We start from the raw sequence: 12,396 nt of genomic DNA, 5'->3' as shown, positions 1-12,396 counted from the left end.
CATGGCCCTCACGCTCGACCAACTCAACGCCGCCGCGCCCGACGAAGCCCTGCGCCTGCTCGACGGCCTCTATGAACACTCGCCCTGGGTGGTGCAGCGCGCGCTCGCGCAGCGGCCCTTTGCCACGCTGGCCGCGCTGCAATGGGCGCTGGTGCAGTCGCTGGCCGCGGCCACACGCGACGAACAGCTCGGCCTGATCCGCGCCCACCCCGAGCTCGCGGGCAAGGCCATGGTGGCCAACACGCTCACCGCCGAAAGCACCGGCGAACAAAGCCGCGCCGGCCTCACGCACTGCACGCCCGACGAGTTCGCGCAGTTGCAGCGCCTCAACGCCGACTACAACGCGCGCTTCGGCTTCCCCTTCATCCTCGCGGTGCGCGGCCCGCGCGGCAGCGGCCTCACGCGCCAGCAGATCATCGCGGCCTTCGAGCGCCGGCTCGGCAACCCGGTGGACTTCGAGCGCGAGGAAGCGCTGCGCAACATCCACCGCATCGCCGAGATCCGCCTGGGCGACAAGTTCGGCGTCGAGCCCGAGCTCGGCCACCGCGTGTGGGACTGGCACGAAGCGCTGGCGCAACACAGCGACCCGGGCTTCAAGGAACAGGGCCAGCTTACCGTCACCTACCTCACCGACGCCCACCAGGCCTGCCAGCGCGAACTCATGGCGCGCATGCGCGAGAGCGGCTTCGACGAGGTCGGCATCGACGCGGTGGGCAACGTGGTCGGCGTGTACCACGGCCAATCGCCCGACGCGAAACGGCTGCTCACCGGCAGCCACTTCGACACCGTGCGCAACGGCGGCAAGTACGACGGCCGCCTGGGCATCTTCGTGCCCATCGCCTGCGTCGAGCGCCTGCACCGCGCGGGTCGCCGCCTGCCCTTCGGCATCGAGGTGGTGGGCTTCGCCGAAGAAGAAGGCCAGCGCTACAAGGCCACCTTCCTGGGCTCGGGCGCGCTCACCGGCCACTTCAACCCGGCCTGGCTCGATCAGACCGACGCCGACGGCATCCGCATGCAGGACGCCATGCGCGCCGCCGGCCTGCCCGGCACGCTCGACGCCATCGCCGCGCTGCGCCGCGACCCCGCGCGTTACCTCGGCTTCGTCGAGGTGCACATCGAACAAGGCCCTGTGCTCAACGAGATGGGCCTGCCCCTGGGCGTGGTCACGTCCATCAACGCCAGCGTGCGCCACGTGGGCGAGGTGATCGGCATGGCCAGCCACGCGGGCACCACGCCCATGGACCGCCGCCGCGACGCCGCCTGCGCCGTGGCCGAGCTGGCGCTCTACCTCGAACAGCGAGCCGCGCAGGACGGCGACTCGGTCGCCACCATGGGCCTGCTGCAGGTGCCGGGCGGCTCGATCAACGTGGTCCCCGGCCGCTGCGCCTTCTCGCTCGACCTGCGCGCGCCCACCGACGCGCAGCGCGACGCCCTCGAACGCGACGTGCTCGCGCAACTCAGCGCCATCTGCGAGCGCCGCGGCCTGGGCCACCGCCTCGAACGCACCATGATCGCCGCGGCCGCGCCCAGCGCGCCCGACTGGCAGGCGCGCTGGGAGCGCGCCGTGGCCGCGCTCGGCCTGCCGGTGCACCGCATGCCCAGCGGCGCCGGCCACGACGCCATGAAGCTGCACGAGGTGATGCCCCAGGCCATGCTCTTCGTGCGCGGCGAAAACAGCGGCATCAGCCACAACCCGCTCGAAAGCACCACCAGCCACGACATCGAGCTGTGCGTGCTGGCCTTCGAACACCTGCTCAACGGACTCTGACCGCCCCATGAACCCCCACCAGCAACTCGACGCCTGGATCGACGCCCACTTCGACGAACAGGTCGGCTTCCTGCAGCAGCTCGTGCGCGTGCCCACCGACACGCCGCCCGGCAACAACGCGCCGCACGCCGAGCGCACCGCCGAACTGCTCCAGGCCTTCGGCTACGAAGCCGAGCGCCACCCCGTGCCCGAGGCCGAGGTGAAGGCCGCGGGCCTGCAGAGCATCACCAACCTCATCGTGCGCCGCCGCTTCGCCGACGGCGGCCCGGTGATCGCGCTCAACGCCCACGGCGACGTGGTGCCCCCGGGCGAAGGCTGGACGCACGACCCCTACGGCGGCGAGGTGGCCGACGGCGCGATCTACGGCCGCGCCACCGCCGTGAGCAAGAGCGATTTCGCGAGCTTCACCTTCGCGCTGCGCGCACTCGAAGCGCTGGGTGCGCCGCTCAAGGGCGCCGTGGAACTGCACTTCACCTACGACGAGGAGTTCGGCGGCGAGCTCGGCCCCGGCTGGCTGCTCGAACGCGGTCTCACGAAGCCCGACCTGATGGTGGCCGCGGGCTTCAGCTACCAGGTGGTGGTGGCGCACAACGGCTGCCTGCAGCTCGAGGTGACGGTGCAGGGCGAGATGGCGCACGCCGCCATTCCCGACAGCGGCACCGACGCGCTGCAGGGCGCCACGCACATCCTCAACGCGCTCTACGCGCTCAACCGCAACTACCTGCAGGTGCGCTCGAACGTCGAAGGCATCACCCACCCCTACCTCAACGTGGGCCTGATCCAGGGCGGCACCAACACCAACGTGATCCCGGGCAAGGTGGTGCTCAAGCTCGACCGCCGCATGATCCCCGAGGAAGACCCGGCGCAGGTCGAGGCCGCGCTGCGCGAGACCATCGCCCAGGCCGCCGCCAGCTTCGACCCGCCGCGCGGCGGCAAGGCCCTGCAGGTGGGCGTGCGCCGCATGCTGCTCGCGCGCGCCATGCAGCCGCTGCCTGGCAACGCCGCGCTCGTGAAGGCGCTGCAGACCCATGGCGAGCAGGTCTTCGGCGAGCCCATTCCCGCGGTCGGCACGCCGCTCTACACCGATGTGCGCCTGTACGTGGAGCGCGGCATTCCGGGCGTGATCTACGGCGCCGGCCCGCGCACCGTGCGCGAATCGAACGCCAAGCGCGCCGACGAGCACGTGCGGCTCGACGACCTGCGCCGCGCCACGAAGGTGGTGGCGCGCACCCTGCTGGACCTGCTCTCGCGCTGACCCGCGGCTCCCCGGGCGCAGGGCACAATGCGGCCCCGACCCGTGCGACCCGAGGAGACCGCCATGACCCCCGCCGAACAGGCGCTGCGCGACGCCGCGCTCGACTACCACCGCCACCCCCGCCAGGGCAAGATCGCCGTCACGCCGACCAAGCCGCTGTCGAACCAGCGCGACCTCTCGCTCGCCTACTCGCCGGGTGTGGCCTACCCCTGCCTCGAAATCCAGGCCGACCCGAACAAGGCGGCCGACTACACCAGCCGCGGCAACCTCGTGGGCGTGGTCACCAACGGCACCGCGGTGCTGGGCCTGGGCGACATCGGCCCGCTCGCGGGCAAGCCCGTGATGGAAGGCAAGGGCTGCCTGTTCAAGAAGTTCGCGGGCATCGACGTGTTCGACATCGAGCTCGCCGAGAAGGACCCGGACAAACTCGTCGAGATCATCGCCGCGCTCGAACCCACGCTGGGCGGCATCAACCTCGAAGACATCAAGGCCCCCGAGTGCTTCTATATCGAGAAGCAGCTGCGCGAGCGCCTGAACATCCCGGTGTTCCACGACGACCAGCACGGCACCGCCATCATCAGCGCGGCCGCGCTGCTCAACGGCCTGGAGCTGGTGGGCAAGGCCATCGGCGAGGTCACGGTGGCGGTGTCGGGCGCGGGCGCGGCGGCCATCGCCTGCCTCGACGTGATGGTGGGCCTGGGCGTGGCGCGCGAGCGCATCTTCGTCTGCGACTCCAAGGGCGTGATCTACCAGGGCCGCCCCGGCGGCATGGACGAATCCAAGCAGCGCTACGCGCAGGCCACCGACAAACGCACGCTGGCCGACGCGGTGAACGGCGCCGACGTGTTCCTGGGCTGCTCGGCCCCGGGCGTGCTCACGGCCGAGATGGTCAAGACCATGGCGCGCCAGCCCATCATCCTCGCGCTCGCCAACCCCGAGCCCGAGATCCGGCCCGAGCTCGCCAAGGCCGTGCGGCCCGACTGCATCATCGCCACCGGCCGCAGCGACTACCCGAACCAGGTCAACAACGTCCTGTGCTTCCCCTACATCTTCCGCGGCGCGCTCGACTGCGGCGCCACGCGCATCACCGAGGCCATGAAGCTCGCGTGCGTGCGCCAGATCGCCGACCTCGTGAAGAGCGAAACCAGCGAAGAGGTGGCCAACGCCTACGCGGGCCAGGACCTGAGCTTCGGGCCCGATTACCTGATTCCCAAGCCCTTCGACTCGCGCCTGATCCTGCGCATCGCGCCCGCGGTCGCACAGGCCGCGGCCGAATCGGGCGTGGCCACGCGGCCCATCAGCGACATGGACGCGTACCGCCAGCAGCTCGGCCGCTTCGTGTACCAGACCGGCATCCTCATGCAGCCGGTGTTCAACGCCGCCCGCGCGCTCGCCAGGAAAAGCCGGGTGGCCTATGCCGACGGTGAAGACGAGCGCGCGCTGCGCGCCGCGCAGATGGCGATCGACGACGGCATCGCCCACCCCATCCTGATCGGCCGCCCCGCGGTGATCGAGGCGCGCATTGCCAAGGCCGGCCTGCGCATGCGGCTCGGCGTGGACGTGGAGAACGTCAACCCCGAAGACGACCCGCGCTTTCGCCAGTACTGGGAGCATTACCACAAGCGCCTGGGCCGCCAGGGCGCCACGCCCGAGGTGGCCAAGGCCGCGGTGCGCCGCTCCAACACCATCATCGGCTCGCTGATGATCGCGCTCGGCGACGCCGACGCGCTGATCTGCGGCCTGGTGGGCAGCTACATGACCCACCTCGAGCGCATCGACAGCATCCTGGGCCGCGCCGCCGGCGCGAACCTCTACGCCGCGGTGAACGCGCTCATGACCGACCGCGGCCCGGTCTTCATTGCCGACACCTACGTCAACGAAGATCCGAGTGCCGAAGAACTGGCCGAGATCGCGGGCATGGCCGCACAGGCGGTGCAGCGCTTCGGCCACCCGCCCAAGGTGGCCTTCCTCTCGCACTCCAGCTACGGCTCGAGCAAGCGCGCCTCGGCGCGCAAGATGGCCCGCGCGCGCGACCTGTTCGTGGCCGCGCACCCCGACATCGAGTGCGATGGCGAGCTGCATGGCGACGCCGCGCTGCAGCCCGAGATCCGTGAGGCCTACCTTGGCGAGGGCACGCTCACGGGCTCGGCCAACCTGCTGATCTGCCCCAACCTCGACGCCGCCAACATCCTCTACAACGTCATGAAGACCACCACCAGCGGTGGCGTCACCGTGGGCCCGGTGCTCATGGGCGCGGCCGGTGCGGTGCACATCCTCACGCCCGCGGCCACGGTGCGCCGCGTGCTCAACATGACGGCACTGGCCGCCGCGCAGCAGCGCTGAGGCCGCAGCGGGGCCCCAGGGCGGGGCCCCGCACCGTACCGGGGCGATACTCCACCCCGGTACGGTGCATCCACGCCCCGTTTCAGGGTATGTCAGGATGCCCGCATCCGCCCCCACACCGAAAATGTGTATACAAAACCGGTGTGCAAAACATCGGCGCGCTCTGGCACCGATGTTGCTATTTGCCATGCAGGCCGCGCAGACGGCAGACCCCTTCCCCAGTACCGCCAGCCTTGGAGAAACCATGATCAAACGCCGTTTCCTGCAGACCACCGCCGCCCTGGCCGCGGCCCTCGCCTTCGCGGGCGCCGCCCAGGCGCAGACCGCCATCAAGTTCCAGCTCGACTGGCGCTTCGAAGGCCCCGCCGCCCTGTTCCTGCAGTCCGCCGCCAAGGGCTACTACAAGCAGGCCGGGCTCGACGTGACCATCGACGCCGGCAACGGCTCGGGTGGCACCGTCACGCGCGTGGCCTCGGGCACCTACGACATGGGCTTTGCCGACCTGGCCGCCCTGATGGAATTCCACGCCAACAACCCCGACGCACCGAACAAGCCGGTGGCGGTGATGATGGTCTACAACAACACGCCGGCCGCGGTGCTCGCGCTCAAGAAGAGCGGCATCACCAAGCCCAAGGACCTCGAAGGCAAGAAGCTCGGCGCGCCGGTGTTCGACGCCGGCCGCAAGGGCTTCCCGATCTTCCAGAAGGCCAACGGCATCAACAACGTGGCCTGGACCTCGATGGACCCGCCGCTGCGCGAGACCATGCTGGTGCGCGGCGACATCGAGGCCATCACCGGCTTCTCGTTCACCTCGCTGCTCAACCTCGAAGCGCGCGGCGTGAAGCCCGAAGACGTGGTGATCCTGCCCTACGCCGAGCACGGCGTGAAGCTCTACGGCAACGTCATCATCGCCTCGCCCAAGCTCATCGCCGAGAACCCGGCCGCGGTGAAGGCCTTCCTGGCCTCGTTCGCCAAGGGCGCCAAAGAGGTGATGGCCAACCCGGCCGCCACCATCGAGACCGTGAAGGCCCGCGACGGCATCATCAACGTGCCGCTGGAGACGCGCCGCCTGCAGCTCGCCATCGACGCCGTGGTCGCCAGCCCCGACGCGCGCAAGGAAGGCTTCGGCCAGGTCGTGCCCGGCCGCCTCGCGCTCATGGCTTCGCAGGTGTCCGACGCCTACGGCACCAAGACCCGCGTCGATCCGAACAAGGTCTGGAACGGCGCCATGCTGCCCAGCAAGGCCGAGCTCGACATCCTGCCGCCGGTCAAGAAGTAAGGCCCTGAACCCAGGCAACAAGGGCCGGCCGTCCCGCAAGGGGGCTGGCCCTTTTCACGAAAGACGCCCATGCCCCACACCGCCCCGCCGAGCGACGCCGCCTTCGTCGACTTCGATCAGGTCTGGCTCGCCTACAACGACGACCTGCTCGCCAAGAACATCTTTGCGGTCGAAGACATCAACCTCAAGGTGCAACGCGGCGAGTTCATCGCCATCGTCGGCCCCTCGGGTTGTGGCAAGTCCACCTTCATGAAGCTCACCACGGGCCTGAAGATGCCCAGCATGGGCAAGATCCGCATCGACGGCCAGCCCGTGACCGGCCCGCTCAAGATCTCGGGCATGGCCTTCCAGGCGCCCTCGCTGCTGCCCTGGCGCACCACGCTCGACAACGTGCTGCTGCCGCTGGAGATTGTCGAGCCCTACCGCAGCCAGTTCAAGGACCGCCGCCGCGAGTACGAGGAGCGCGCCAAGAAGCTGCTCGCCAGCGTGGGCCTGGGCGGCATGGAGAACAAGTTTCCCTGGGAGCTCTCGGGCGGCATGCAGCAGCGCGCGAGCATCTGCCGCGCGCTGATCCACGAGCCCAAGATGCTGCTGCTCGACGAGCCCTTCGGCGCGCTCGACGCCTTCACGCGCGAAGAGCTCTGGTGCACGCTGCGCGACCTGTGGGAGGCGCAGAAATTCAACGTCATCCTGGTCACGCACGACCTGCGCGAATCGGTGTTCCTGGCCGACACGGTGTATTGCATGAGCAAGAGCCCGGGCCGCTTCGTGGTCAAGCGCGAGATCGAGATCCCGCGCACGCGCGAGCTCGAGGTCACCTACACCAAGGAATTCACCGACATCGTGCACGAGCTGCGTGGCCACATCGGCGCCATGCGCAAGGCCGGTGCCGTCATCAACCAGTGAGCGCCCCATGAACAGCAAACAACGCAAGAACATCGAGCGCTTCTCCCCGCTGCTGCTGCTGATCGCGATCATCGTGATCTGGGAGGTGATCACCGCCGGCTTCGGCGTGTCCGAGTTCATCTTCCCCAGCCCCTCGCGCATCTGGGAGCAGACCCTCGAGCACAAGGTGACCATCCTGGGCCACGCCTGGCGCACCTTCTGGGTGACCATGGCCGGCTTCGGCATCGCGATCGTGGTGGGCGTGCTGCTGGGCTTCCTGATCGGCAGTTCGCGCCTGGCCTATGCCGCGGTCTACCCGCTGATGACGGCCTTCAACGCACTGCCCAAGGCGGCCTTCGTGCCCATTCTGGTGGTGTGGTTCGGCATCGGCGTGGGCCCGGCCATCCTCACGGCCTTCCTCATCAGCTTCTTCCCGATCATGGTCAACATCGCCACCGGCCTGGCCACGCTCGAGCCCGAGCTCGAAGACGTGCTGCGCGTGCTCGGCGCCAAGCGCTGGGACGTGCTCACCAAGGTCGGCCTGCCGCGCTCCATGCCCTACTTCTTCGGCTCGCTCAAGGTCGCGATCACGCTCGCCTTCGTGGGCACCACGGTGTCGGAGATGACGGCATCGAACGAAGGCATCGGCTACCTGCTGATCTCGGCCGGTTCGTCCATGCAGATGGGCCTGGCCTTCAGCGGTCTGCTGGTGGTGGGCGCGATGGCCATGGCCATGTACGAGCTGTTCAGCTTCGTGGAAAAGCACACCACGGCCTGGGCCCACCGCGGCACGCAAGCGTGAGCCCCGACCAGGTCGAGCGCCAGCTGCGGCGCGCCAACCAGGTGGCGCGCCGCGCCGCGGCCATGGGCCGCCACCCGTTCGGTGCCCTGCTGGTCGCCCCCGACGGCGAGACCGTGCTCGCCGAGCAGGGCAACATCGACACGGTCAACCACGCCGAGTCCACGCTCGCGCGGCACGCGGCCGGCACCTACCCGGGCGCCTACCTGCGCGACTGTACGCTGGTGACCACCTTCGAGCCCTGCGCCATGTGCGCGGGCACCATCTACTGGGCCGGCATCGGGCGCGTGGTGTACGGCGCGAGCGAAGAAGCGCTGCTCGCGCTCACGGGCTCGCACGAAGAGAACCCCACGCTCTCGCTGCCCTGCCGCGAGGTGTTCGCGCGCGGGCAACGTGCGGTCGAGGTGGTGGGGCCGGTCGATGCGCTGGTCGGCGAGATGGTGGCGCCTCACGAAGGCTTCTGGTCCTCGCGCCAGACCTTCTCCGGCTGATACGGGCATTCGGGGCGCCCTTCGAACGCCCGCCCCGATGCCGTTCGGACGGCCTCTCGCCACCGTTGCATCGCTTCGGCTCGCGGGTGGCTACTTCGCCAGGCGCGCAAACGTCTTGCGGAATTTCGCCACCTTGGGCGCGGCCACCGCCATGCAATAGCCCTGGTGCGGGTTGCGCTCGAAGAAGTCCTGGTGGTAGGCCTCGGCCGGCCAGTAGTTGTCCAGCGGTTTCACCTCGGTCACGATGGGCCGGCCGAAGGCATTGGCTTGCGTGAGCTCGGCGATGATGGCCTGTGCCTCGGCGGCCTGCTCGGGCGTGGTGAAGTAGATGCCGCTGCGGTACTGCGTGCCCACGTCGTTGCCCTGGCGGTTCAGCGTGGTGGGGTCGTGCACCACGAAGAAGATCTCCAGCAGCTCGCGCGTGCTCACCTCGGCGGGGTCGTACTCGAGGCGCACCACCTCGTTGTGGCCGGTGCTGCCGGTGCACACCTGCTCGTAGCTCGGTTGTTTCGCGTGGCCGTTGCTGTAGCCCGACTCCACGTCGGTCACGCCGCGCACTTCCTTGTAGACCGACTCGGTGCACCAGAAGCAGCCACCGCCCAGCACCAGCACCTGTTTGTCGCTCATCGCGTTCTCCTTCGATCAAAGCCTCATTCTGTCGGCAGCGCGAAGCCCCGCACGGCGTCCAGGAATGCCGCGAGCGCGGCGCTCTCGGCGCCGCTGCGCCACAGGCAGCGCGTTTCGTAGGGCGGCGTGTCGCCCTGCAGCGGCACGAAGGCCGCGCCCGGCAGGCCCGCCTGCTGCAAGGCCGCCGGCACCATGGACACGCCCAGGCCCTGCGCCACCAGCGACACCACGCTGAGCCAGTGGCGCAGCTCGAAGCGCACCTCGGGCTCGAAGCCGTGGTCGGCGCACAGCGCGAGCAGGCGGTCGTGGTAGTCGGGCGAAACAGCGCGTGAAATCGCCACGAACGGCTGGCCCGCGAGCGCGTGCGGTGCCACGCGCCGCTTGTGCGCCAGCGGATGCGCCTGCGGCACGCAGGCCACAAAGGCCTGGCGCGACACCAGCACCTGCGAACAACCGGGCGGCACGCGCGTGGTGTGCACGAAGCCGGCGTCGAGCCGGCCATGCTGCAGGTCGATGAGCTGGTCGCTCGAACTCATCTCGCGCAGCACCAGCGTGAGCCGCGGGTGGCGCTGGCCGAACGTACGCAGGATCTGCGGCAGCCCGCGGTACAGCACGGTGCCGGCGAAGCCCACGCGCAGCTGCCCGCTCACGCCCTGCGCCACCTCGCGCGCCTCGCGCGCGGCGGCGCCCGCCGCGTCGAGCAGTGCGCGGGCGCGCGGCACGAAGGCCTGGCCCGCGGGCGTGAGCGCCACACCGCGGCTGTTGCGCACGAACAGCGGCGCGCCCACCGAGGCTTCGAGCTGCTGGATGTTGAGCGACAGCGGCGGCTGCGTCATGGCCAGGCGCTGGGCCGCGCGGCCGAAGTGCAGTTCTTCCGCAAGGACCAGGAAGCAGCGCAGGTGGCGAAACTCCATCGATATGCCGATCGAATCGTTGAATACAGGATCGATATTAGACAGCTATGGTCTGCGGGCAGACAATCCGCCGGTTCCCACCCCCACACCGGAGACAAGCCATGCTCTCGCCCGTCAAGTCCAAAGCCAGCTTCAGCTGGGAAGACCCGTTCCAGCTCGACAGCCAACTCAGCGAAGACGAGCGCGCCGTGCGCGACGCCGCGCACGCCTACTGCCAGGAGCGCCTGGCCCCGCGCGTGACCGAGGCCTTCCGCCACGAAAAGACCGATGCAGCAATCTTCCGCGAGATGGGCAGCCTGGGCCTGCTGGGCGTGACCATTCCCGAGCAGTACGGCGGCGCCGGCCTCAACTACGTGTGCTACGGCCTGGTGGCGCGCGAGGTCGAGCGCATCGACTCGGGCTACCGCTCGATGATGTCGGTGCAGTCCTCGCTGGTGATGGTGCCCATCAACGAATTCGGCACCGAGGCGCAGAAGCAGAAGTACCTGCCCAAGCTCGCCAGCGGCGAGTGGATCGGCTGCTTCGGCCTGACCGAGCCCAACCACGGATCGGACCCCGGCAGCATGGTCACGCGCGCCAAGAAGGTCCAGGGCGGCTACAGCCTGTCGGGCGCCAAGATGTGGATCACCAACAGCCCGATCGCCGACGTGTTCGTGGTCTGGGCCAAGGACGACGAAGGCGCGATCCGCGGCTTCATCCTCGAGAAAGGCTGGAAGGGCCTGAGCGCGCCCGCCATCCACAGCAAGGTGGGCCTGCGCGCTTCGATCACCGGCGAGATCGTGATGGACGGCGTGTTCTGCCCCGAAGAGAACGCCTTCCCCGAGGTGCGCGGCCTCAAGGGCCCGTTCACCTGCCTCAACAGCGCGCGCTACGGCATCGCCTGGGGCGCGCTGGGCGCGGCCGAAGACTGCTACTTCCGCGCCCGGCAGTACGTCATGGACCGGCAGCAGTTCGGCCGCCCGCTCGCGGCCAACCAGCTGATCCAGAAGAAGCTCGCCGACATGCTGAGCGAGATTGGCCTGGGCCTGCAGGGCTGCCTGCGCCTGGGCCGCATGAAGGACGAGGGCATCGCGCCCGTGGAGCTCACCTCCGTCCTCAAGCGCAACAGCTGCGGCAAGGCACTGGACATCGCCCGCCTGGCGCGCGACATGATGGGCGGCAACGGCATCAGCGACGAGTTCGGCGTGGCGCGCCACCTGGTCAACCTCGAGGTGGTCAACACCTACGAGGGCACGCACGACATCCACGCCCTCATCCTCGGGCGAGCGATCACGGGCATCGCCGCTTTCAACTGAGCGCCGGGGGCGCCGGGTGGCGTAAGGGGGGTGGGGTATATTAATAACCCACCGGTCATTAAATCCCCATGCCCGCCGCCCGCCGCCCGCCCCCAACCTGCCGCCACCCCCGCCGCGCGCGCCGCAAGGAAGCGCGCCCGGGCGAGCTGATCGAGGCCGCGCTGGCCCTGTTCGTCGAGAAGGGTTTTGCCGCCACACGCGTCGAAGAGGTGGCGGCGCGCGCCGGCGTGTCCAAGGGCACCCTGTTCCTGTATTTCCCGAGCAAGGAAGACCTGTTCAAGGCCGTGGTGCGCGAGAACATCGCGGGCCGCTTCCCCGAATGGGACAACGAGCTTGCGCAGTTCACCGGCGACAGCCTGGAACTGGTGCGTTACGCCATGCACACCTGGTGGGAGCGCATCGGCATGACGCCCGCCTCGGGGATCACCAAGCTGGTCATGAGCGAGTCGGGCACCTTCCCCGAGATCGCCAACTTCTACCAGCAGGAGGTGATCGGCCCGGGCCACGCGCTGCTGCGCCGCATCCTGCAGCGCGGCATCGACCGCGGCGAGTTCCGCGAGCTGCCGCTCGACTACGCGGTCTACAGCCTGATCGCGCCCATGATCTTCCTGCTGATGTGGAAGCACTCGATGACGCCGTGCTGCCCCCCGTCCGAGCGGCTCGATCCCATCACCTTCATCGACACGCAGGTCGACCTGATCCTGCGCGGCATGCTGCGGCCGCGCGGAGCGGTCTGACGA

General features: G+C 69.3%; 11 protein-coding genes. 9 read left to right on the top strand and 2 right to left on the bottom strand.

From position 1 onward, the window contains the following. The first annotated feature begins 1 nt into the window (after position 1). From uraD to WDZ95_RS20515, 7 genes are all read left to right on the top strand, one after another. On the top strand, positions 2-1,768 hold the full coding sequence (uraD, locus tag WDZ95_RS20545; protein ID WP_425781249.1) for a 2-oxo-4-hydroxy-4-carboxy-5-ureidoimidazoline decarboxylase: 1,767 nt from the start codon (positions 2-4) through the stop codon (positions 1,766-1,768). Between the two features lie 7 nt (positions 1,769-1,775). Next, a complete protein-coding gene (locus WDZ95_RS20540) occupies positions 1,776-3,023 on the top strand; it encodes a M20 family metallopeptidase (RefSeq protein ID WP_425781247.1) in 1,248 nt (415 codons plus the stop codon). 63 nt (positions 3,024-3,086) lie between these two features. Continuing rightward, positions 3,087-5,366, top strand: a complete 2,280-nt coding sequence (locus WDZ95_RS20535) for an NADP-dependent malic enzyme (RefSeq protein ID WP_425781245.1) — start codon at positions 3,087-3,089, stop codon at positions 5,364-5,366. A 244-nt stretch (positions 5,367-5,610) separates the two neighbouring features. Beyond that, positions 5,611-6,645 carry an ABC transporter substrate-binding protein gene (locus tag WDZ95_RS20530; RefSeq protein WP_425781243.1) on the top strand — a complete coding sequence of 345 codons (1,035 nt, stop codon included), beginning with the start codon at positions 5,611-5,613 and terminating at the stop codon, positions 6,643-6,645. A gap of 69 nt (positions 6,646-6,714) precedes the next feature. Further along, positions 6,715-7,551, top strand: a complete 837-nt coding sequence (locus WDZ95_RS20525; protein ID WP_166223798.1) for an ABC transporter ATP-binding protein — start codon at positions 6,715-6,717, stop codon at positions 7,549-7,551. Positions 7,552-7,558: 7 nt separating this feature from the next. Continuing rightward, positions 7,559-8,332 carry an ABC transporter permease gene (locus WDZ95_RS20520; RefSeq protein ID WP_166223795.1) on the top strand — a complete coding sequence of 258 codons (774 nt, stop codon included), beginning with the start codon at positions 7,559-7,561 and terminating at the stop codon, positions 8,330-8,332. After that, entirely contained in the window at positions 8,329-8,820 is a 492-nt protein-coding gene (locus WDZ95_RS20515; protein WP_425781240.1) for a nucleoside deaminase, read from the top strand. Before WDZ95_RS20520 ends, WDZ95_RS20515 begins: the two co-directional genes overlap by 4 nt. 90 nt (positions 8,821-8,910) lie before the next feature. Here WDZ95_RS20515 and msrA read toward each other — a convergent pair whose 3' ends face one another. Then, positions 8,911-9,447 carry a peptide-methionine (S)-S-oxide reductase MsrA gene (msrA, locus tag WDZ95_RS20510; protein ID WP_425781238.1) on the bottom strand — a complete coding sequence of 179 codons (537 nt, stop codon included), beginning with the start codon at positions 9,445-9,447 and terminating at the stop codon, positions 8,911-8,913. A 23-nt stretch (positions 9,448-9,470) separates the two neighbouring features. Next, positions 9,471-10,361 (bottom strand): LysR family transcriptional regulator, encoded by an 891-nt coding sequence (locus tag WDZ95_RS20505; protein ID WP_425781236.1) that lies wholly within the window; start codon positions 10,359-10,361, stop codon positions 9,471-9,473. A 101-nt stretch (positions 10,362-10,462) separates the two neighbouring features. Between WDZ95_RS20505 and WDZ95_RS20500 the strand changes: the two genes are divergently transcribed. Both WDZ95_RS20500 and WDZ95_RS20495 read left to right on the top strand, forming a co-directional pair. Then, positions 10,463-11,656, top strand: a complete 1,194-nt coding sequence (locus tag WDZ95_RS20500; RefSeq protein ID WP_166223783.1) for an acyl-CoA dehydrogenase — start codon at positions 10,463-10,465, stop codon at positions 11,654-11,656. A gap of 68 nt (positions 11,657-11,724) precedes the next feature. Continuing rightward, entirely contained in the window at positions 11,725-12,393 is a 669-nt protein-coding gene (locus WDZ95_RS20495) for a TetR family transcriptional regulator (protein WP_425781233.1), read from the top strand. The last annotated feature ends 3 nt before the right edge of the window (positions 12,394-12,396 follow it).

Source organism: Hydrogenophaga sp. T2 (assembly GCF_049843535.1).
GTDB classification, from domain to species: Bacteria; Pseudomonadota; Gammaproteobacteria; order Burkholderiales; family Burkholderiaceae_C; genus Hydrogenophaga; species Hydrogenophaga crocea.
Note: the sequence above shows the minus strand (reverse complement) of the source record. Positions and strands in the feature narration are given on the sequence as shown.